Origin of the sequence: Mycolicibacterium lacusdiani (genome assembly GCF_021916785.1) — a bacterium.
In the GTDB taxonomy this organism is placed as follows: domain Bacteria; phylum Actinomycetota; class Actinomycetes; order Mycobacteriales; family Mycobacteriaceae; genus Mycobacterium; species Mycobacterium lacusdiani.
In genome coordinates, this window is sequence record NZ_JAKCFC010000004.1 from 534,088 (window position 1) to 555,574 (window position 21,487).

The 21,487-nt window shown below is 70.5% G+C and carries 19 protein-coding genes; 9 read left to right on the top strand and 10 right to left on the bottom strand.

Annotated features, from left to right (window positions below; translation table 11 throughout):
- Window positions 1-34 precede the first annotated feature (34 nt).
- Window positions 35-1,606: an alanine/glycine:cation symporter family protein gene (locus LOK44_RS16235; protein ID WP_237571092.1), complete on the top strand. Its 1,572-nt coding sequence runs from the start codon at window positions 35-37 to the stop codon at window positions 1,604-1,606.
- A 1-nt stretch (window position 1,607) separates the two neighbouring features.
- Here LOK44_RS16235 and LOK44_RS16240 read toward each other — a convergent pair whose 3' ends face one another.
- Window positions 1,608-4,145: a DEAD/DEAH box helicase gene (locus LOK44_RS16240; RefSeq protein ID WP_237571093.1), complete on the bottom strand. Its 2,538-nt coding sequence runs from the start codon at window positions 4,143-4,145 to the stop codon at window positions 1,608-1,610.
- A 132-nt stretch (window positions 4,146-4,277) separates the two neighbouring features.
- Between LOK44_RS16240 and LOK44_RS16245 the strand changes: the two genes are divergently transcribed.
- Window positions 4,278-4,856, top strand: coding sequence for a hypothetical protein (locus tag LOK44_RS16245; protein ID WP_237571204.1), 579 nt, complete (start codon window positions 4,278-4,280; stop codon window positions 4,854-4,856).
- 74 nt (window positions 4,857-4,930) lie between these two features.
- On the opposite strand, the gene LOK44_RS16250 is transcribed toward LOK44_RS16245, so the two are convergent.
- On the bottom strand, window positions 4,931-5,935 hold the full coding sequence (locus LOK44_RS16250; RefSeq protein WP_237571094.1) for a mechanosensitive ion channel family protein: 1,005 nt from the start codon (window positions 5,933-5,935) through the stop codon (window positions 4,931-4,933).
- 206 nt (window positions 5,936-6,141) lie between these two features.
- Here LOK44_RS16250 and LOK44_RS16255 point away from each other — a divergent pair, with 206 nt between their 5' ends.
- Window positions 6,142-6,810, top strand: a complete 669-nt coding sequence (locus LOK44_RS16255; protein ID WP_237571095.1) for a DUF4396 domain-containing protein — start codon at window positions 6,142-6,144, stop codon at window positions 6,808-6,810.
- Here LOK44_RS16255 and LOK44_RS16260 read toward each other — a convergent pair.
- Window positions 6,783-8,357 (bottom strand): FAD-dependent oxidoreductase, encoded by a 1,575-nt coding sequence (locus LOK44_RS16260; RefSeq protein WP_308192755.1) that lies wholly within the window; start codon window positions 8,355-8,357, stop codon window positions 6,783-6,785. The genes LOK44_RS16255 and LOK44_RS16260 overlap by 28 nt on opposite strands.
- Complete coding sequence (locus LOK44_RS16265) at window positions 8,354-9,154, bottom strand: carotenoid biosynthesis protein (RefSeq protein WP_237571097.1); 801 nt, start codon at window positions 9,152-9,154, stop codon at window positions 8,354-8,356. Before LOK44_RS16265 ends, LOK44_RS16260 begins: the two co-directional genes overlap by 4 nt.
- Before the next feature lie 88 nt (window positions 9,155-9,242).
- Here LOK44_RS16265 and LOK44_RS16270 point away from each other — a divergent pair, with 88 nt between their 5' ends.
- Window positions 9,243-10,376, top strand: coding sequence for a glycosyltransferase family 2 protein (locus LOK44_RS16270; protein ID WP_237571098.1), 1,134 nt, complete (start codon window positions 9,243-9,245; stop codon window positions 10,374-10,376).
- Window positions 10,373-11,917, top strand: coding sequence for a phytoene desaturase family protein (locus tag LOK44_RS16275; RefSeq protein WP_237571100.1), 1,545 nt, complete (start codon window positions 10,373-10,375; stop codon window positions 11,915-11,917). The genes LOK44_RS16270 and LOK44_RS16275 overlap by 4 nt, the downstream gene beginning before the upstream one ends.
- Here LOK44_RS16275 and LOK44_RS16280 read toward each other — a convergent pair.
- Window positions 11,826-12,488 carry a CDP-alcohol phosphatidyltransferase family protein gene (locus LOK44_RS16280; RefSeq protein ID WP_237571101.1) on the bottom strand — a complete coding sequence of 221 codons (663 nt, stop codon included), beginning with the start codon at window positions 12,486-12,488 and terminating at the stop codon, window positions 11,826-11,828. The two genes, LOK44_RS16275 and LOK44_RS16280, sit on opposite strands and share 92 nt — an antisense overlap.
- A gap of 45 nt (window positions 12,489-12,533) precedes the next feature.
- On the opposite strand from LOK44_RS16280, the gene LOK44_RS16285 reads away from it, so the two are divergent.
- Window positions 12,534-13,346 carry a YhjD/YihY/BrkB family envelope integrity protein gene (locus tag LOK44_RS16285; RefSeq protein WP_237571102.1) on the top strand — a complete coding sequence of 271 codons (813 nt, stop codon included), beginning with the start codon at window positions 12,534-12,536 and terminating at the stop codon, window positions 13,344-13,346.
- 19 nt (window positions 13,347-13,365) lie between these two features.
- Here the strand turns inward: LOK44_RS16285 and LOK44_RS16290 are convergent, their stop codons facing one another.
- Window positions 13,366-15,237 carry a S9 family peptidase gene (locus LOK44_RS16290; RefSeq protein WP_237571103.1) on the bottom strand — a complete coding sequence of 624 codons (1,872 nt, stop codon included), beginning with the start codon at window positions 15,235-15,237 and terminating at the stop codon, window positions 13,366-13,368.
- Between the two features lie 92 nt (window positions 15,238-15,329).
- Window positions 15,330-15,911, bottom strand: coding sequence for a TetR/AcrR family transcriptional regulator (locus LOK44_RS16295; RefSeq protein WP_237571105.1), 582 nt, complete (start codon window positions 15,909-15,911; stop codon window positions 15,330-15,332).
- Window positions 15,912-16,078: 167 nt separating this feature from the next.
- Between LOK44_RS16295 and LOK44_RS16300 the strand changes: the two genes are divergently transcribed.
- Entirely contained in the window at window positions 16,079-16,795 is a 717-nt protein-coding gene (locus tag LOK44_RS16300) for an NUDIX hydrolase (protein WP_237571106.1), read from the top strand.
- 10 nt (window positions 16,796-16,805) lie between these two features.
- Here LOK44_RS16300 and LOK44_RS16305 read toward each other — a convergent pair whose 3' ends face one another.
- Together LOK44_RS16305 and LOK44_RS16310 are read right to left on the bottom strand one after the other, a co-directional pair.
- On the bottom strand, window positions 16,806-18,230 hold the full coding sequence (locus LOK44_RS16305; RefSeq protein WP_237571107.1) for a sensor histidine kinase: 1,425 nt from the start codon (window positions 18,228-18,230) through the stop codon (window positions 16,806-16,808).
- Entirely contained in the window at window positions 18,227-18,919 is a 693-nt protein-coding gene (locus tag LOK44_RS16310; RefSeq protein ID WP_237571109.1) for a response regulator transcription factor, read from the bottom strand. Before LOK44_RS16310 ends, LOK44_RS16305 begins: the two co-directional genes overlap by 4 nt.
- A gap of 129 nt (window positions 18,920-19,048) precedes the next feature.
- On the opposite strand from LOK44_RS16310, the gene LOK44_RS16315 reads away from it, so the two are divergent.
- On the top strand, window positions 19,049-19,591 hold the full coding sequence (locus tag LOK44_RS16315) for a hypothetical protein (protein ID WP_237571111.1): 543 nt from the start codon (window positions 19,049-19,051) through the stop codon (window positions 19,589-19,591).
- A 7-nt stretch (window positions 19,592-19,598) separates the two neighbouring features.
- On the opposite strand, the gene LOK44_RS16320 is transcribed toward LOK44_RS16315, so the two are convergent.
- The gene (locus LOK44_RS16320; protein ID WP_237571112.1) at window positions 19,599-20,525 is read right to left on the bottom strand and encodes an NAD(P)/FAD-dependent oxidoreductase; all 927 of its coding nucleotides are present in this window, start codon (window positions 20,523-20,525) and stop codon (window positions 19,599-19,601) included.
- 112 nt (window positions 20,526-20,637) lie between these two features.
- Between LOK44_RS16320 and LOK44_RS16325 the strand changes: the two genes are divergently transcribed.
- A complete protein-coding gene (locus tag LOK44_RS16325; RefSeq protein WP_237571114.1) occupies window positions 20,638-21,480 on the top strand; it encodes a cutinase family protein in 843 nt (280 codons plus the stop codon).
- Window positions 21,481-21,487: the final 7 nt, after the last annotated feature.

Here is a 21,487-nt window from a genome sequence, read left to right on the forward strand (position 1 = left end):
GATCGAGTGCGCCACGACTGAACGGAGAACCACCGTGAGAGATCTGCTCGACACGATCAACGGTTATGTCTTCAGCAACGCGCTGGTCTACCTCTGCCTCGGCGCAGGCCTTTACTTCTCGATCCGGTCCCGCTTCGTCCAGGTCCGCCAGGTCAAGGAGATGGTGCGGCTCATGCTCAAGGGTGAGAAGTCGCCCTCCGGAGTGTCGTCGTTCCAGGCCCTGACCATGTCCCTGGCTGGCCGCATCGGCACCGGCAACATCGCGGGCGTCGCGACCGCCATCGCGTTCGGCGGCCCGGGCGCCCTCTTCTGGATGTGGGCCGTGGCCTTCCTTGGCGCCTCGACGTCCTACGTCGAGTGCACGCTGGGTCAGGTCTACAAGACCAAGGACGATCTCACCGGCGAGTACCGCGGCGGACCTGCCTACTACTTGAGCCGGGCCATGGCGCACACCCGCGCAGCGGGGGCGTTCAAGGTCTACGGACTGGTCTTCGCCGCGGTCACCATGCTGGCCTGCGGCATCCTGCTTCCCGGCGTGCAGGCGAACTCGATGGCATCGGCGATGAGCGGAGCCTGGGGCATCTCACCCTGGGTGATCGGCGTCGCGACCGTCATCGTGCTGGCGTTCGTGATCATCGGCGGCGTGAAGCGCATCGCGGCGTTCGCCTCGGTGGTGGTGCCGTTCATGGCGGTGGTGTACATACTGCTGGCCCTGGTCATCGTGTTCGCCAATGCGGGCGAGGTGCCAGGCATCCTCAAACTGATCTTCGAGAGCGCATTCGGCCTGGACGCCGGTTTCGGTGCGATCGTCGGGTCGGCGGTGCTGTGGGGCGTCAAGCGCGGCGTGTACTCCAACGAGGCAGGGCAGGGCACGGGTCCGCACGCCGCTGCTGCCGCAGAGGTCTCGCACCCCGCCAAGCAGGGTCTCGTCCAGGCGTTCGCCGTCTACGTCGACACGCTGTTCGTCTGCACCGCAACGGGATTCCTCATCCTGTCGACCGGTGCCTACCGGGTGTTCGAGGGTGAGAGCGAGACCGGTGCAGTGCTCGCCGAGGGCGGCGACTTCCTGCCCGCCGACGCCGCGGTCGGGCCGTCCTACGCGCAGGCCGGGTTCGACACGCTGTGGAACGGGGCCGGCTCGACCTTCATCGCGGTGTCGCTGGCGTTCTTCTGTCTGACCACGATCATCGCGTACTACTACATGGCCGAGACCAACCTCCGGTTCCTGCTGGGGAAGTTCAACACCATCGAGATCCCCGGCATCCGCAGCACCCTCGGCGGAACTGCGACACGCGTCCTGCAGGCCATCATCCTCGCCGCGGTCGTGCAGGGTGCCGTCTCCACTGCCACCGAAGCATGGACGCTGGGCGACATCGGCGTCGGCTTGATGGCATGGCTCAACATCATTGGCATCCTCATGCTGCAGCAGCCCGCCTACAAGTGCCTTCGCGACTACGAGCGCCAGAAGAAGGCAGGTCTCGATCCGGCTTTCGACCCGCTCGCCCTGGGCATCAAGGGCGCCACGTTCTGGGAGAACTACGACGCCAGGACGGGCAAGGAGCGGGTGCCCGCGGGCGACCGACAGTCACCCACGACGCCGGATTGACCTAGTCCATGCGGCCGGCGTCGACGAGTCGCAGGATCGCGGTTCCCGCCTCGTCGGACTCCTCGAGGTCGACCTCCACGTCGAAGCCCCAGTCGTGGTCTCCCGCCGGGTCGTCGAGGATCTGCCGCACCCGCCACACGTCGGGCCTGCGGTCGACGATCAGCAGTGCCGGTCCGCGCGCATCGGGCCCGGTGCCCACGTCGTCGTGCTCGTCGAAGTACTCCTCGCCGACGTCCTGCCAACGCTCCGCCGTCCATCCCGACTCGGCGTCCAGCTGACCCAGGTCGTACCAGCGGCGCCGGGCGAACAGTTCGACCCGACGGAACAGCGAGTTGCGGACCATCGCGGTGAACGCGCGCTCGTTGCCCGTCACGGGGCGCGGGCGCGCCGGCACGGACACCGGGACGTTCAGCGGCTCGTCGGGGCTGGTGAGTTGCTCCCACTCGTCGAGCAGGCTCGAATCCACCTGTCGCACCAGCTCACCCAGCCACTCGACGATGTCGGTGACCTCCTCGGTGCGTGCGGCGGTCGAGATCCCCGACCGCAGGGCCTTGAAAGCATCGGAGAGGTAGCGCAGCACCGCACCCTCGGAGCGGGTCAGGCCGTAGACGCTGACGAACTCGCGGAACGTGAACGCCCGCTCCCACATCTCCCGCACCACCGACTTCGGCGACGGCCGGACGTCGGCGGCCCACGGGTTGCTCTGCAGGTACGTCTCGAACGCGGCTGCGAGCAGCTCCTCGAGTGGCTTCGGATAGGTGACGTCCTCGAGCAGGACCATCCGCTCGTCGTACTCGATGCCCTCGGCCTTCATCTGCGCGACGGCCTCGCCCTTGGCCTTGTTGAGCTGTGCTGCGAGTATCTGGCGGGTATCCTCGAGCGTCGCCTCCATCACCGAGACCACGTCCAGCGCATGGGTTTCCGACTCCGGATCGAGCAGTTCGATGGCGGCCAGCGCGAACGTCGACAGCGGCTGGTTCAACGCGAAGTCGGGTGGCAGGTCGACGGTGAGGCGGTAGCGCCGCCCGTCTGGGTCGGCCTCGTCGAGCCGCTCCAGGACGTCGGCCTGCAGCAGCGAGCGGGCGATGCCGACCGCCTCGCGAATCAGCTTGAGCTGGCGCTTGCGGGGTTCGTGATTCTCGGTCAGCAACCGGCGCATGGCGAAGAACGGGTCGCCGGGCCTGTCGACGACGTCGAGGATCATCGCGGTGGATATCCGCATGTGGCTGGTCAGCGGCTCCGGCGCGGCCGAAACCAGCCGGGTCATGGTCGACTCGCTCCACGGCACCATGCCCTCAGGCACCTTGCGACGCACCAACTTTCGGCGCTTCTTCGGGTCGTCGGCGACCTTCGCGAACTGCTTGAGGTTCTCCACCTCGTGCTCGGGTGCCTGAACCACGACGGTGCCCGCGGTGTCGTAGCCCGCTCGGCCTGCCCGACCCGCGATCTGGTGGAACTCGCGTGCGCTGAGCAGCCGGGTGCGGGTGCCGTCGTACTTCGACAGCGCCGAGAAGACGACGGTGCGGATGGGGACGTTTATCCCGACGCCGAGGGTGTCCGTGCCGCAGATGACCTTGAGCAGACCTGCCTGGGCGAGCTGCTCGACCAGCCGCCGGTACTTGGGCAGCATGCCCGCGTGGTGCACGCCGATCCCATGCCGGACGAGTCGCGACAGCGTCGTGCCGAACGCCGACGAGAAGCGGAACGCGCCGATGAGGTCGGCGATCGCCGCCTTCTCTTCCTTGGTGCAGACGTTCACGCTCATCAACGCCTGCGCGCGTTCCAGGGCCGACGCCTGGGTGAAGTGCACGACGTAGATCGGCGCCTGCTTGGTGCCCAGGAGTTCGCCGATGGTCTCGTGCATCGGCGTCGTGGCGTAGGAGTAGAACAGCGGGACCGGACGCTCGGCGTTGGCCACCAGCGCGGTGGGACGGCCGGTGCGGCGCGTCAGGTCTTCACGGAGGAACGTGACGTCGCCGAGCGTCGCCGACATCAGGAGGAACTGGGCGCGCGGGAGTTCGAGCAGGGGGACTTGCCACGCCCAGCCGCGGTCCGGATCCCCGTAAAAGTGGAACTCGTCCATGACGACGAAGCCGATGTCGGCGTCCGCACCCTCCCGCAGCGCGATGTTGGCCAGCACCTCCGCGGTGCACGCGATGATTGGCGCCGACGAGTTCACGGCGGCGTCGCCGGTCAGCATGCCGACGTTCTCGGCGCCGAACACACCGCACAACGCGAAGAACTTCTCGCTGACCAGTGCCTTGATCGGGGCGGTGTAGTAGCTGGTGCGACCACCGGCCAGCGCGGCGTACAGCGCGCCGGTCGCCACCAGGGACTTGCCCGATCCGGTCGGTGTCGCCAGCACGACGTTGGAGCCGCTGACCAGTTCGATCAGCGCCTCCTCCTGGGCCGGATAGAGCGCTGTGCCGCTCGCCTCGGCCCAGGCCGCGAACGACGCGAACAATTCGTCGGGGTCGGCGCCCTTGGCGCGCAGCACCGACAAGTCGCTGGGGTCGTCGAGGAGCGGAGTGGGAGACATGTCGAGCACCAGCCTGCCTGACGGACCCGTCCCGCCTACAGGTGGCGCTCCCTCTACGGCCGGGGTGGCCTGACGTCGCGTGTCTTCATGAACGCGATGGTTTGAAGTGCGAAACCTGGGTATGAGCGCCTCATGATCACGAAATCACGAATTACGGGAATGGTCCTGACCGGTGCTGCCTCCGCGTTGCTCGCGGCGGGGCCGATGGTCGGGGCGGTGACGGTCGGCAGCACTGCCGGCGTCGCACCGGGGGCTTCCTACGTGGCCGGTGGGCCCGCCGGGTGCATCGACCCCGAAGGCACGGGCTGCGCGGTGGCCGGTCCGGGTGGCGCCGGTGCGGCGGTCCCGGGGGCAGGTGCGCAAGCGGGTCCGGGTGGCGCCGGTGCCGCGGTCCCAGGTGCGGGTGCGGTGGCCGGTCCGGGTGGCGCCGGTGCGGCGGTCCCGGGGGCAGGTGCGCAAGCGGGTCCGGGTGGCGCCGGTGCCGCGGTCCCAGGTGCGGGTGCGGTGGCCGGTCCCGAGGGTGCAGGCGCCTTCGTGCCGGGTGCGGGTGCGCAGGCCGGTCCGGATGGCGCGGGTGCCGTGGTTCCGGGTGCGGGTGCGCAGGCAGGTCCCGGCGGTGCCGGTGCCTCGGTGCCGGGTGCGGGTGCCCAGGCCGGACCTGGCGGTGCCGGTGCGTGCGTGCCGGGCTTCTGCGTCGGCGCCGGCGGCTAACCGAACTGCGAGACGACAGCCACGCCGGTGGTCCTCACCACCGGCGTGGCTTCGTCATGTCGGCGGGGCCACGTTCAGCGTCGGTTGGGGTCTGACGGTCCGCCGAAGCCGCCGGGATTGGTGCTGCCGGGGTTGGAACCGTAGCCCGGCTGGCCGTATCCGCCCTGGCCGCCGCCCTGATACGGGTCCTGGCCGCCGTACGGCCCCGGCTGGCCATGTTGCGGGCCATAGGGGTTGGGCTGGTACGGCGCCGTCTGCGGGCCGCCCTGAGGCAGCTGCGGCGACGGCGCGGTGTACTGCTGGGGTGGCTGGTCCTGGCCGTACTGCGGTGGGCCGCTCTGCGGGTAGCCGCCCGGAGTTCCGTAGCGGGACTGGTCGGCGGGCTGAGGCGGCCCGCTGGACTTCCGGTCGGCCAGCTGCTGCCTGACGTTGCGGCCCTCCTCCTCGACCTTGTCGAGGTAGTTCTCCCACCGCTGCTGCATCGGCTTGATCAGACCGCCACCCACGCCGACGACGAGGATGCCGCCGATGGTGGCGAGGATCGCCACGAGCACCGGCAGCGTCACGGTCAGTGCGATGCCCACCTGATTCAGCGCGGCGATGATGCCGAGGCCGAGGATGAAGATGCTGGCGAGATTGGCGAGCATGCGGCCATAGGACAGGCCGCTCAACGCATTCGACACCAGATCCCGTACGGCCGCCGCGATCGCCGACGCGACGACGACGATGATGAGCGCGACGACGAGCTTGGGCAGGAACGCGATGACGCCCGACAGCAGATCGCTGATCGGATTCTGGCCGAACACGCCGAACGCCAGCTGCAGGACGAACAGCAGCAGTGCGTAGTAGACGAGCTTGGAGACGATCGTGCTCGCGTCGTAGTCGCTGCGGGCGAGCGCCTTTCGGACGCCTCCGCGCTCCACCGCGCGGTCGAAGCCCACGCGTTCGAGGATCTTGTCGACGGCCTTCGCAAACAGCTTGGCGACGATGATGCCGATGACGAGTATGAGAATGAAGGCGGCCAGTTTCGGGGCGAACGTCGCCACCGACCTCCACATGTCCTTCAGTGCGTCTTCCACGGGTGCAGCCTTTCGTTAGTGCAACGGCGCCCCCGCGGCCGGCAAGTCGAACAACGCGGGCGGGATTCCCGCGTGCTTCCCGTACAAACGGCGTCCGTCAGGCCTTCGTGCGTTTGCAAGGAGCGCACTTGTGCGAGTCGCGGAACGGGCGTACCGTCCCGTATACCCCCAGGGGGTATACGAACCAACGGAAAGGACGTCGCATCGTGACCACTCCGTCGCATCACGATCAGCACCACGATCAACACGCCGGACACGAGCATCACCACATGGGCGGCAGCACGAATGCCATGGCTCTCAGCGCGACGCTGCACTGCCTCACCGGCTGCGCGATCGGCGAGATCGTCGGACTACTCATCGGAACGGCGCTCGGCCTGAGCAACGTCGCGACGATCGCGTTGGCCGTCGCCCTGGCGTTCTCGTTCGGTTACACACTGTCGACGCTGCCGCTGCTGAAGGCGGGCCTGGCGGTTGGCGCGGCGCTGCGCGTGGTGCTGGCCGCCGACACGCTGTCCATCCTCACCATGGAGATCGTCGACAACGCCGTCATGGCGCTGATCCCGGGTGCGATGAACGCCGGCCTCGTCAACGTCGTGTTCTGGGTGGGCATGGCGATCGCGCTGACCGCGGCCTTCTTCGCCGCCTACCCGGTCAACCGCTACCTACTGCAGCGTGGCAAGGGGCATGCGCTCACCCACGAGTACCACCACGCAAGCGGCACGCCGACGGGGGCGCGGCGCTTCATTCCGTCGCTGAGCACCGGCGCACTCGTCGCCGCGATCGTCGCCTTCATGCTGGGCGGTCTGGTGGTCGCGATCGCCGACGAACTCGCCGTCGACTCCTCGGCTCACGCCTTGGTGGCGCCAAGGGGTTGACGGCTCGCCTTGCCGATCTTCGGCACGCCCGCCAGCAGGCCGCGCTGCGGCACGCCCATGATGGGCTCCGCCGCGGCGCCGAGTTCTGCGAGCACGTCGTTGGCCGCGAGGGTGCCCGACATCGACGAGCGCTCCATCAGCCCGGAGAGATAGGGGAGTTCGATGAAGTCCCCGGCCAGGCGCAACCCGCGGGCGTCGGTCCGCACGCCCGGCCGCGTCCCGGCCGACCCCGGCGGGAACGCCGGCGCCGTCGCCTCGAGGCGGTCGTGGCGGTGCAGCACCGTCGCGCCGGTGACCTCGGGCCACAGGACCGCCAACTCGTCGAACATCGCCTTCGACGCGGTGTCGGCATCGTCGAGACTGCAAGAGTAGGAATGCAATTCGATCACCGAACCGCCGGTGGCGCGCGCCCACTGCTCGCTGGGCTCCTCCAGGCGTGAGTACACCGCTATGGAATCGAGGTTGGGCTGGCCGCTCACCGCGCTGAACGGGGCGCGCTCGGCGGCGACGTCGCGGTCCAGCCAGTACCTGCTCACCGCGAACGGCGGTGCCACCCGCAGGCTCTCGCAGCGCTGAGCCAGCAGCGGCGCTGCCGCGGCGGTCTCCGGGGATGCGGCGATCATCGACCGCAGCGCCCCGGGGTCGAGCGCCACGATCAGATGCCGGGTGGCCAGCCTGCCTGCACTGGTGTCGACGTGCCAACCGGTTTCGGTCGGCGCCACCGATGTGACGCGCGTACCGGTCCGGACGTCGCCGCCGTGGCGAAGCAGGTTTTCCCGCAACGGGTTCCAGATCGCCGTCGCGTGGTCGGTCGACGGCACGTCGAAGCCGATGCCCTCGGGGTTGCCGAGGAAGTAGTAGTGGAACATCGCCACCAGTTCGGCGGCCGACAACTGACCTTGGTTGCAGAAGAACGACCTGGCGAACGCCTCGAACAGCATGGTGCGCGTGCGTGCGCTCATGCCGAGTCCATCGAGGAAGGTGGCGGCGTCGACGTCGTCGAGTTCGGCCGTCGTCGTGGCGCGGTCGTAGGCGAGCAGGGCGCGTCCCGAATCGGGGTTGGCGTTGACGAAGTCGTGCCTCGACAGGCTCTTCGACCGCAGCGCCAGCGCAAGGAGATTCAGCGGCGGCGCGGCCGGCAGGCCCGACAGGTCCTCCGGCGGCCAGTCCGCTGAGATCACGGGGTAGCTCTGCACCGGCGCCAGGAACGACAGGTCCGCGTCGGCGCGCCGCAGGATCGACCGCCACGTGTAGTAGTGCCGGAAGAACGCGTGGAAGCCGTGCTCGATGTTCTGCTCGGTGCCGTCGGGCAGGCGTTCGGGCCACGCACCGAGCCGCCCGCCGAGGTGGTCGGCCGCCTCGAGCACAGTCACCCGCACGCCACGCTCGGCCAGCACCACCGCAGCCGAGACGCCTGCGATGCCGCCGCCGACGATCACCGCCTCCGAACCCGGCGGGACGTCGTGCGGCAGCATCGGATCGGGCGTCACGAGGCGGCGCGGCCGCATGCGGAACGGCGCAGCGCGACTGGTCATCGGATCGCTCACGAGGTACCTCCCTGGTAAGTACGCCCGCGTCGGCGGGCAAGGGTCAAGGCGAACGGGATGGCGATGGCGCCCATCAGGACACCGCCGGTCACCGCGGATCCGGGCAGGCCGAAGAAGACCGCGTGGGCGAGCACCGAGGAGAAGTAGACCCACAGGTAGAGCGCGGCCGCGGGAGCAGAGGGACCATCGGTGCGGGGGAGTGCACCGTTGAGGATCGTCATCACCACGGCCGACACCACCAGCCAGCCGAGGTAGTTGGTCAGCGGAATGCCCGGGATCAGGGGAAGCCCCGGCTCGGGGTGAAACCACGTCCAGTGCCCGGCCGCCACCATCTGCGGGTCGAGGAACACGTCCCACGCGGTCAGCGCCGCCGCTCCGACCGCGACCACGGCGGGACCCCGCGTGGCGAGGGTTCGAGCCACGATGAGGGCCGGCCACGCCATCATGACCCAGGCCATCGGGACCACGACGGGCACGCCGATGATCTCCGCGCCGAGCGTGCCGGTGTAGGCGTACTGCCCGAACGGCCAACCCGTCGCGACGCCGATCGACTCGGCCGCCAGACCGCCGCCGCCCGCCACGGCGACCAAGGCGGCGGCGCCTCCGAGTCCGTGCACCCGGGCGGCGTCGGCGACGGCGGCGAGGAAGAAGACGACCACGCTGGTGACGGTCACCTCGGTGCGCCACGCCTCGGGCATCAGGGGGTACGCGATCTGGACGAGGATCGCAGCAGCGACCAGCGTCCAGACCGCCGCGTGCATGGAGCGCACGGGCGCTTCGGGCACGGCGAACGCCATGCGTGATACCTCCAGCGTCGAGGAACTTGTAAGCCGACGCCCGTGCCCGCCGACTGTGCGGCGGGGCGAGACTCCGTAGAGTTTGCAGGTGCCCGATGCGCGCTTGTTGAAAACCCTACGCGCCGCCGTGGCCGCCGGCTCGACCCTCGCCTGCATCGGCACCGCCCATCAGCTCGTCAATCAGCGCCTGCTGCGCCGGCCGCCTGCGGACCCGCCGCCCGTGACGACGGCCGTCTCGCTGCTGGTGCCCGCTCGCAACGAGGCGCACCGCATCGGGCCCACCATCCGATCCCTGCTCGACCAGCGCGGACTGGCCGATGCCGAGATCCTGGTGCTCGACGACTGCTCGACCGACGGGACCGCCGGCGCAGTGCGCGCCGAGGCCGGGTCCGACCCCCGGCTGCGAGTGCTCGCGGGCGCTCAGCCTGCGGCGGGTGCGCTCGGCAAGCCGAACGCCTGCGCCCAGCTCGCCGCGGCGGCACGCGGCGACACCCTGGTCTACGTCGACGCCGACGTGGTCCTCTCGCCCGACGCGGTCGCTGCCGCGATCGCCGTGCTCCGCGGTCCCAGGCCGTTGGATCTGCTGTGTCCGTGGCCGCGGCAGGTCACCGCGGGCCTCGTCGGACGGCTGGTGCAGCCGCTGCTGGCGTGGTCGTGGCTCACCACCCTCCCGCTGCGCGTCGCCGAGGGGTCGCGGCGGCCGTCGATGGCGGTCGCGAACGGTCAGTTCCTGCTCGTCGACGCCGAGGCCCTGGCGCGGGCAGGCGGATGGCAGGCGGTGTCCGGCGAGGTGCTCGACGACATCGGGCTGGCCAGGGCCGTGCGCGCGAGTGGGGGTAGCACCGGTGTCGCAGACGGCGCTGATCTCGCGACCTGCCGCATGTACGCCACCGGACGCGACCTCGGTCAGGGCTATCGCAAGTCGCTGTGGGCCGCGTTCGGGTCACCCGCCGGCGCCGTCGCGGTGGGAACCGCGCTGACCGTCGTCTACGTCGTGCCCGCCGCGGCTGCGGTGACGGGCTCCGCCGTGGGCGCGCTGGGGTACGCCGCCGCCGTGGTGGGCCGGGTGGCCGCCGCGAGGTGGTGCGGCCGACCAGGGTGGAGCGCCTTCGGAGATGCCGCCGCCCATCCCCTCTCCGTGCTGGCGCTGCTGGGGCTTCTTGTCTCGTCGTGGGTCGGACGGGTGCGGGGGACGCTGGAGTGGAAGGGGCGGGGGTTGTGAGCGAGCGTGCGAGCGAGGCGATCGTGATCGGCGCCGGCCTGGGCGGTCTCGCCGTCGCAGCCCGCCTCGCCGCGGCGGGCCACCGCGTCACCGTGTACGAGAGCGGCCCGACGGTCGGCGGCAAGCTCGGCCTGCTTCAGCGCGACGGCTTCACCTTCGACACCGGACCGTCGCTGCTCACCGTGCCCGACGTACTCGAGCAGCTTTTCACCGAGACCGGCGGGCCGTCCGGCCTGCACCCGGTGGCCGTCGACCCGGCGTGTGGGTACCGCTTCGCCGACGGCACCGAGTTCGCGATGCCGCACGATCCCGCGCACGTGCCTGCTGCGCTCGACCACGCGCTCGGCGCCGGTGCGGGAGCGGCATGGCAGCGCCTGCACGACCGGTCGCGCCGACTGTGGGAGCTGGTCGGCGAACCCATTCTGCGTCAACCCATTTCGCTGCCCGCGCTGGCCCGGATGAGTCTGCGTCCCGCCGACCTCCTAGCGGTCGCGCCGTGGCTGACCATCGACCGTCTCGGACGTCGGATGCTGCCCGACCCGCGGCTGCGGACCTGGCTGAACCGCTACGCGACGTACTCCGGCTCGGATCCACGCCGCACGCCCGCGGTCCTCGGGGTGACGTCGTTCGTCGAGCAGGAGTTCGGTGCGTGGTACGTGCCCGGCGGGCTGCGCCGCATCGTCGACGCCGTCGCCACGCGCTGCACCGACCTCGGCGTCGCGATCCACACCGGCACCGAGGTCGAGGCCGTCTTGATGTCGGGCGGGCGCGCCAGCGGCGTCCGGGTCGACGGCCGCGACGCCCACGCCGACGTGGTGGTCTGCAACGCCGACGCCGCGGTCCTGCACGAACGGCTGCTGCCGCCAAATGCCATGCGTAAGCCGCGCCGAGCCCCGCGATCGATGGCCGGCTTCGTCCTGATGCTCGGTCTGTCGGGTCGACGCCCGGGGCCCGCGCACCGCGTCTACTTCCCTGACGACTACGACGCGGAGTTCGACGCGATCTTCGGGCGCAGGCCGGAGCCCGTGGCCGACCCCACGGTGTACGTGCACGCGCCCGACGACCCGGCGCTGCGACCCGATGACGAGTCCGAGGGGTGGTTCGTCCTGGTGAACGCGCCGGCCCACGACCCGGGTCGAGGGGTCGACTGGGATGCGCCCGGTCTTCGCGAGCACTACGCCGACCACGTGCTCGACGTCCTCGCCGACCGCGGCGTCGACGTCCGGCCGCGAATCCGGTTCACCGAGACCATCACGCCCGCGGACCTGCAACGGCGCACCGGCGCCCCCGGCGGGGCGATCTACGGCACGGCATCGCACGGCCCGAACGCGGCGCTGCGCCGCCCGGCGAACCGCAGCCCGATCCCCGGCCTGTACCTCGTCGGCGGCTCGGCCCATCCCGGCGGCGGCATCCCGCTGGTGCTCATGTCGGCGGAGATCGTCGCCCGGCTCATCGGACCGGCGGGAACTCCGGGGGCATCGAGCGCCGGACGCCGTACAGCAGCTGACCCATTCCCACGACTCCGACGGCGGTCCACGTGACGGCGAACGACACGCCCCACCCCCACCCGATCGGCGGCACGCCCGCCGGGAACACGGCCGCCCCACCTGCGGCCATCGCGACGACGATGAGCCGCGTCGGCCGCTCGGCCACGGTCACCGCCCCGACCCCGGGCATGCCGACCGCCTGCGCACGGGCGCGGAGGTACTCGAGCAGGAACACCAGCCCCACGGCGGCCAGCACCCAGCCCAGCGGCGCACCGAGCGCGAACAGGATTGCCCCCAGCGCGACGTCGCCGAGGCGGTCGGCGACGGAGTCGACGACGGCGCCGAGCGGGCGGGCCCGTCCGGTGCGCAGTGCCACCGCGCCGTCGAGCCCGTCGAGTATTCCGGCGGCGAGCACCAGGGGCACGACCAGCCCGGGCCAGCCCAGGCCGGCGACGCAGGCCCACGCCCCCACCAGCACGAGCACCCCGGCAGCCGACAGCACGTCCGGCGGTATCCGCGTGACGGGCCCCGACGTCAGCGCCCGGATCAGCCGCAGCCACCCACGCACCACCGGCGACGGCTGGACACCGCCGTGCAGCTCCGACCATCCGGCGTCGTCGGTCATGTGGCCAGCCTGCCAGGACGGCCGCGGTTTCGACGGGGAGGCGCGATGAGTCGGCTCGGCGACATGGCGTCCGGAGTCCGCAAGACGTTCCCGGGCAGTGACCTCGCGCTGTGGGCGGCGGGCGCCACCTACTTCGGCGTGATCGGCCTGGTGCCACTGGCGCTGGCGTCGCTGTGGGCGGTCGGCGCGATCGCCGGCCACGACACCGTCACCGCGGCCATGGAGGCGGGCATCAGCGGCCTACCCCAGGGGCACGGCACCCCCGAGGCGCTGCGCACGCTGACCTCGGTGGCGCTGTCGATGTCCTGGGTGCAGGCACTGATCGTGCTGTTCCCGGCCAGCCTCTACGGCGAGGGCCTGCGCCGCGCGTTCGTCCAAATGTCGGCGGCACGGGACACGTTGACGGGCTGGCGCGGCCGGGCCGGCCTGCTCGGCGTTGCGGCCGTCGCCCCCTTGCTCGTCTTCGCCGTGCTGGTGTCGGCGCCGTACGTCGGTCCGCTGTACGCAGGCACGGGCTGGTCCCTGGTGTGGGGTGTGGTGGTGGCCTTCCACGTCGTGTGGCTCGCGGTCTCGACCGCCCTGCTCGGCGTCTTCGGCCTGATCGGGCCCGGCCACATCCGCCTCAAACCGCTGTTCATCGGCGCCTTCGGAACGGGCGCGATCCTCGCCGGTTTCCTGCAGGGCTTCGTGCTGTTCCTCGCGATCCCGATCCCGTGGTCGGCGCCATTCGGCGGCCTGCCGATCATCGGAGCGGTCTCGGCGCTGGCACTGTGGCTGTTCCTGCTGCACATCCTCGTGCTCTGCGGATTCCGCGTGACGGTGGTGCTCGACGAGGTGATGCGCGGCCGGGCGAGCTAGCCACCCGGCCGCGCACGCATCAACCCGCCCTGCCGCCCAGATGCTCGGCGAGGAAGCGCTCCACGGCGTGATACATGTCGATCTGGTTGTCCGGGTTGAGGAATCCGTGTCCCTCGTCGTCCTTGACCATGTACTCGACCTCGACGCCGCGGTCGCGTAGCGCCGCGACCAGGTTGTCGGACTCGGCCTGCACGACGCGAGAGTCGTTGGCGCCCTGGACGACCAGCAGCGGTGTCTTGATCCGGTCGACGTAGGTGATGGGCGAACGCGCCAGCATGTCCGCCTCCTGTTCGGGATCCGATGGATTGCCGACGAACGCGTGCCAGTTGTTGGCCAGGAACGGGCGCGCGACGTTCGGCAGCGTCCGCATGAAGTTGGCCAGGCTCGAGATGCCGACGTAGTCGATCGCGGCTGCGAAGACGTCGGGGGTGAACGTGACGCCCACCAGCGCGGCATAGCCGCCGTAGGAGCCGCCGAAGATCGCCACCCGCTCCCGGTCGGCGTAGCCCTGCGCGACGGCCCAGTCGACGGCGTCGATGAGGTCGTCGTGCATCTTGCCTGCGAACTCCCCGACGGCAGCCTTGACGAAGGCCTTCCCATATCCGGTCGAACCGCGGAAGTTGACCTGCAGCACCGCATATCCGCGGTTGGCGAGCAGTTGCACCTCGGCCGCGAAGCCCCAGGCATCGCGCGCCCACGGTCCGCCGTGCACGAGCAGGACCATCGGCAAGCCGACCGGCTCGACACCCACCGGCAGCGTCAGATACGAGTGCAGGGGCAGCCCGTCGCGAGAGGTGATGGTCACCGGCGTCATCGGAGCCAGCGCGTCGGGGTCGAGGTGCGGCAGCGGACGGAACAGCAGCCGGCTCTCCCCGGTGTCGTGGTCGTAGAGGTAGGTGGCGCCGGGGTCGCGGTCGCGGTTGAAGCTGACGATCCACCGCCGTCCGTCGTCGTCGGAGCGCAGCGCGGTCACGTCACCCTCGGCGAGCTTCTCGACGTTGGCGAGCACCTCGGCGAACCGCGGATCCAGTGCGTGGATCACCTGGCGCTCGCCGACGTATCGAGCGCCCAGCAGCTCGCCGGAGCGATTGTCGAGGATCAGGGGTGCCGCCAGTCCGAGCGGGCCTGCGAGGTCGAACTCCGGGTGGCTGTCGACCTCGGTCTCTTCTCCAGTTGCGACGTCGATGCGGACCAGCCGGGTGCGGTCGGTGTCCCGGTTCGAGCCGATCCAAATGCCGCTGCCGTCCGGGGTCACCTGGACGGGCCAGATGCCGAGCGGGTAGTCCTTGCCGTCGTAGGTCCCGATCAACCGCATGGATCTGGTCGACTCGTCCCACTGGGAGATCTCGAGGTCGCCGTCGACCGTCATGGCCGTGCCGAACAGCTTGCCGTCGTGACTGCTCATCCAGCTGACGATGTTGCCGGGGTTCTCGGCACGCATGGTGAGTTCCCCGGTGGCTATGTCGAGTTCGTAGGCGTCCATCAGTTCCGGGGTGCGCTTGTTCATGTGCACGATCGCCCGGCCCGGCATGCCAAGGGGTTGTTCGAAGTCGCTGCGGACGCCGGGGTAGGGGGTGAGGTCCACCGCGGCCGCGTTTGGGTCGTCGAGGTCGATGCGGTGGACGTGCCAGTTCTCGTCACCGTTGGTGTCCTGCATGAACAGCATCCAGCGCGGGTCGGACGTCCACTGGAACATGATGATGCTGCGGTTCTCGTCGGCAGTCACGCAGCGCGGTTCGGCGTCGAACTCGGCGTCGGTGACCCAGACGTTGAGCCGGTTGCGCCACGGTGCCAGGTAGGCGATGCGCTTGCCGTCGGGTGAGATCGACGCGGCCGCGCGCTCGGGTGGGCTGAACAGGTCTTCGACGCTGATGAGGTCGGGCAGTGCCATGATGGTCCCTTCGTGTGGTGGCATGGGGTATTCGCCGCCGGGATTCCATCCCGGTGGTCGGTGGGTGAGTCATTCGGTTGTGGGTCAACGGTTTACGGGATGACGGGCCCTCCCAGTCGGCCGTTGGTGGCTTCCCGGATGGCCTGATCGATGAGCGCGAGTGTCTCGGCCTGGGTGACGGTGCGGCCCTCGACGATGACCGCCCGGCTCACGTCCTCGTCGATCACGCGGAACGCCCCGGTGACGGCGGCCGCGCACAACCTGACGGACAGGTCGTCGTCGGGCAGTCGCAGCCGCCGCGCCAGGACCGGGACGAAGCCGCGTTCGAGTTGGTCGTGCACCATCAGGTACGCGGTGCGCAGGGCTGGTTCGTCGGCGGTCATGGTCGCGATCCGCATGCCTGCGATCTCGTCCTGGACGTCTTCGCCGAAGATGGGATGTGCGATGACGTCTGCCGAAATGTGTTCGCCCAGCGACAGTTCGAGTGGCCAGCGGTTGAGGACCTCGATGAACCGGTCGGTCGTCTTGGCCAGCACGGGTTCGACGCAGCTCTCCTTGGTGCGGAAGTACCGCCAGATGGTGCGGGTGGAGAGTCCGGCGGCGGCGGCGATGTCGTCGCCGCTCGTACCGGCGACGCCACGCTCCCAGAACAGCGCGCAGGCGAGCCTCGACACGGTGAGCCGTGCCTGCGCCTGTTTCGTCGTGGCTGCCGAGTCGATGAGAGCACTCCCTTCCGGTCGCTGTCACTTAGTGACAGCACCACTGTGTCACTAAGTGACAGTCGACGTCAAGGACGTGGCCGCCGCACCTGTTCACCAGGGCGCGTGCCTATGGTCGAGCGGTGACGACCACCTATGACGAGGCGCTTCGCGAACGGCTCCGGACGAACCTGGCGGCGCACGACCGCCGCGTAGTGACCGACCCCACCAAGCGCCACGCTGCCGTCGCGGTGGTGATCGTCGACTCCGAACTCGGCGAGGACCGGGTCGACCCGGCGCCGGTCGACGACTGGATTGCGGGCCGACCGATGGAGGCCGGGCTCGACGGGCGCATGGTCGGGGTCTCCGGAGGTGCGGCTTTCCTGCTCTGCCGCCGAGCATCTCGCCTGTCTGCCCACTCCGCGCAGTGGGCGCTGCCGGGTGGACGCATCGACCCGGGCGAGACGCCGATCGAGGCCGCGCTGCGCGAGACCGACGAGGAGGTCGGCGTACGACTGCCCGAATCCGCGGTACTCGGACTGCTCGACGACTACTCGACGCGGTCCGGCTACGTGATCACCCCGGTCGTGGTTTGGGGCGGTGGCAGGCTGGAGCTGCGGCCCTCACCCGCCGAAGTGGTAGCGGTGTATCGGATCGGCCTGCACCAACTGCAGCGCGAGGATTCACCGAGATTCATTGCGATCCCCGAGAGCCCGCGCCCCGTGGTGCAGATCCCGCTCGGCAACGACCTCATCCACGCGCCGACGGGTGCGGTGCTCCTGCAACTGCGCTGGCTGGGCCTCGAGGGTCGCGCCGATCGCGTCGACGAACTCGAACAACCTGTGTTCGCCTGGCGGTAGATCGGCACGTCTAACGGGGCAGGGTCAGCCGGAACCGGGCACCCGTCTCACACGGGAGGTTCATCAGCTCGCCGCCGTGCGCACGCGCGATCGACAGCCCGAGGCCGGCACCGCCGCGGTCCCGATCGCGCGCGTCGTCGAGACGGACCAGTCGCTCGAAGATCCGGTCGCGGTCGCCGTCGGCGACACCGGATCCACTGTCCGTGATCGTGATTCGTGCATGCGACCGGTCGCCATCGACGTCGATCACCATCGAGCCACCGGGCGGTGTGTGCCTGCGCGCGTTGTCGGTAACGTTGGCCAGGATCTGGCCGACCCGAACGGGATCCGCTGACACCGTCAGCGACGGCACGCCCGTGACCGTCACCTCGACCGAGGGCGCCAGCATCGCCGTTCGCGCACGCTCGGCTTCGGCCAGCGACACCAGGTCGCACACCTGACGTTCCAACGGCACACCGGCATCGATGCGACTCAGGTCCAGCATGTCGGCGACCAGCCGACCGGCGCGACGGGCCTCGGCCAGTACCAACTCGGCGCGATGGCGCTGACGCGCGGAGTCGGTGTCGTCGTCCTGGCTGGCCGCCGAGACGATCTGCTCGGCGCCCGCATGGATGCCCGCGACGGGCGTGCGTAGTTCGTGCGCGGCATCGGCGAGGAAGCGCCGCGTGGACTCCTCGGCTCGCGCGGCGGTCAGCGCTGCCGTCCGTGCGTTCGCCTCCGAGGACTCCAGCGCGTTCACCATCGTGTCGAAAGCGGCTGCGGCGCGACCAAGTTCGGTGGTGGGCCGGTCGGGGTTCAGGCGCCGGCCCCGGTCCCCGCCTGCGATCGACTCCGCGACGTCGGTGAGCCGGTTCAACGGTCGCATGGCGGCGTGCACCAGCACGGCGCAGGCACCCGCCGCGAGCACCAGCACGGCGATGCCCGAGACCACCATGATCGTCCGGAGCTGGCGCAGCAGTGCCGTGGTGGCGGTGGTGTCCGCCACGAGCACCAGGCGGCTGCCGTCGGTCAGGCGGTGCTCGATCACGGTGGCGGTGGCGTCGCGGGGAGGACGTGGTGGCGGGGGAGGGCCTGGCGCGCCAGGCGGCGGCGGCGCACGCGGCGGTGGTACCGGTGGCGGGAGTTCGCCCGTCGGGTTCGCGATGAGACCCGGATCGCCGTAGGTGGTGCCGTCGGCCGTGACGAGCAGGGCCCGGATGCCGCCGCCGTTGACTTCTGCTGCCAGTTGAGCCGGCGGGGCGCCTGCCTCGGTGAGCGCATCGGCCCTGGACGCACTCGCCATCAACCGGTCGTGTAGATCCCGACCGGCCTGAGCGCCGATCAACACGTCGATCGTGATGCCCAAGAGGACGAGCAGCACCGTCAGCAGGCCGAGGACCGCGATGACGACGCGCCGCCGCAGCGACGGGGTGAGCGTGCCCCCGTCCGCGGTCACGGCCGCTGCGCCTGCAACCGGTAGCCGATGCCACGCGCGGTGTGGACAAGGCGCGGGCCGTGGGCCTCCAGCTTCTTGCGCAGACTGCTGATGTGGACGTGGATCAGGTTGTCGTCGTACGACGAGTAACCCCAGACGGCGTTGAGGATCTGCCCGGCGCTGACCGTCCGGCCCCGCTGATCGAGGAGGTACTCGAGCAACCGGAACTCGGTGGCGGTCAGGTCGAGGGGTTGACCGGCGCGGGTCGCGACGCCTGCGCCTCGGTCGACGAGGAGATCGCCGATCGTGACGGTGGCGGGGATGCGCCCGCGCCGCCGCAGCACCGCGCCAACCCGCGACGTGAGTTCGGACAGCTCGAACGGCTTGACCACGTAGTCGTCGGCGCCGCCGTCGAGACCGCGCAGCCGGTCGGGTAGCGCGTCGCGTGCGGTCAGCATGATGAGGCCCGCGTCTCCCCAGGCGCCGATCACCTCGGCGAGGGCGAAGCCGTCGCGGCCCGGCAGCATGAGGTCGAGGACCACCAGATCGGGCCGGTATCCGTCGAGCGCGGCTTCGAAATCGGTTCCGTCGACGAGGCCGTGGGCCGTGTGGCCGGCGGCGGTCAGCGCCTCGACCACCATCTCGCGGATGGCGTCGGAGTCCTCGACGACGAGAACGCGCGCCGGCGACCTGTCTGCGTCCGGTGCCATGACCCCATTCTGTCGTGTCGCACCTGAAGCCCAGCTGAAGATTGGGTCGCACGCCCTGGCCTTCAGGTTGGCTTCATCACGGCTGGTTAGCGTCGCCCTCATCGGACCACGACACGATGGGAGCGCAACATGACCGAACACGTACGCACACAGGATGATTCGAACCTCAACCGCGACGGTGACGACACCGAGGTGATCGAGCAACGCCCGGTGGACCAGGCCCCTGTGCCGCAGCAGAGCAGGTGGAGGGCGGTGCGCGAGCCGGCGCGGCGTCACCCCATCGGCGTGGCAGTCGGCACGGCGCTCGCCGGTCTCGTCATCGGCTTCGGGACCGGGGTACTGGTCGACGCGCACCCGATGATGGCGCTGACCGTGGGAACGGACCCCATCCCTGCCGCCCCGCAGCACGGTCCAGGGTGGGGCGGCGACGAGCGGCCCGTGCCGCCACCGCCGCCGGGGGGACCCGGTGCGCCGCACGGACCGGGCGGGCCAGCGGGGCCTGGTGGACCGGGTGGACCGGACGGACCCGGGGGACCGGGTGGGCGCGGCGGTCCGGAGGGACCTGGCGAGCAAGCGCCGCCGCCACCCCCGCGCGGCGAACAGGCACCCCCGCGCGGCGAACAGCCACCAGCGCCCGCCGAGCAACCGCCGTTGCCTGCCGAGCGCGGCTGACGGTTCGCTAGCGGAGCCGGGCCGCGAGTTCGACGCCCAACGCCCGGCCCGACAGCCAAGCCGACTCGACCCTCGGCGCACCCGATGGACACCAGGAGTCGCCGCAGAGGCCGAGGGGCCGTCCGCCCCGCGAGGTGAGCCCGAAGGCGTCGTCGCCGTGCGTGCCCGACGGTTTGGCGTAGAGCCAGCGGTGCGCGTGCGTCCACTGCGGTTCGACGTCGACGCCCAAGGCCCGGCGGAGCGCCCCGATCACCGGGGCCGCTGCGTCGGACGGGTTGTCGAGGTGCGCCCGCGCACGCTGGGCGGTGGTGTGCGCGACCAGCACGGCAGCGCCGTCGCCACGCCGTGAGCCGTCGTCGGCGACGAAGGCGACGTCGGGATCGTCGTTGACGAACGCCGCATCCGGCATCGGCCAGCAGCGCCGGTCCCAGCCGGCGGCGACGGCGATGACGGGTTCGTAGGCGACCCAGTCGGCGGTGTCGGGTGCTAGTCGCGCTGCTTGCGGATCGGGCATCGCCAGCACCACGGCGTCGTGATCCAGCTCGTCGAGGGAGGCCACCTCCGTGGTGAGGCGGATCTCGTCGGGCAGCGTCGCCCGCACCAACGAGCGGAGCCCGTCGGGCGTCGCGTAGCGCGTCGGCCCCTCCGACCTGCGGTGCCCGTCGGAGGAGAACACGTCGAACGCGTCGGTCCACGGCCGAGCCAGACCGTCGGTCACCCACCCCTCGACCACGGCACTGAAGAGGGGCTCCTTGGCGGTGAAGTAGGCCGCACCCACGTCGACCCGCCGCCCGTGAACGGTGGGCGACGCCATCCGCCCGCCCGGCGCCCTGCCCCGCTCGATCAGGTCGACCGCGACGCCGTGATCGAGCAACGCCTGCGCGCACGACGCACCCGACAGACCTGCTCCGACGACCGCGACACGTGGTGACACGAGTCCACGGTAGACACCTCCTGTAACACCAGAGCGGCAAGTCGACGATGAACCGTCTGACGCGGCAGCGCCAATGAGCATCGCCTGCCGCCAGGGTTGGAGGGAACTCGAAGTGATTCGTCGTCTTGGCATGGCCGTCGTCGTGGCAGGCCTGGCCCTTGGTGGGCTGGCCACCGGCACCGCCGCCGCCGCACCCGCCGCACCGGCCGGTTGTGCCGACTTCCACTGGATGGGCGCCGCAGGATCCGGCCAGCGCGACGGCGCGGGTCTCAGCGCCAACGGCGGCATGGGCGACGTGATCTACCAGTCATACGAGCAGCTCGAGTCCGAACTCGCTGCCAGCGGCTACACGATGACGGCCGAGGCCGTGCAGTACCCGGCGGCGCCTGTCCCGCTCGAGGGCGGCATCGGCGGCTGGCTCGGCTTCCTCGACAGCGTCGACGTCGGCACCGAAGCGACCGCCGCACAGTTCGAGGCGTTCACCGAGCGGTGCCCGACCACGAAGGTCGTGCTCGCCGGCTACAGCCAGGGCGCGATGGTCGTCCACCGCAACCTCTACGACCTGGCCGACGACCCGCGCGTCGCAGCGGCACTGCTCGTCGCCGACGGCGACCGGCTGCCCGTCGACACCACGATCCCGATGGGTTCCGCTGCCGCGGCCCCGGGCATCGGCAAGGGCGTAGCGCAGGAGCATTCGTTCCTCGCCGACGCAAACACCTCACCGCTGCCCCCGACCATCGGCGCACGCACGATCAGCGTGTGCGACGTGGGCGATCCGGTCTGCGACTACGACCCGGCCTCGAGCGAGCTGACGGCGACCGACCTCGCGATCCACACCGCCTACGCGCCCGCCGACAGCGGCGCTCACGCATGGGGTGCACCGCTCTACCAGCTGGTGATGAACGCCGCTGCCGCGCCGAGCGCTGACGTGTCGCTGAGCGCCCACGGCGGCTGACCCGCTC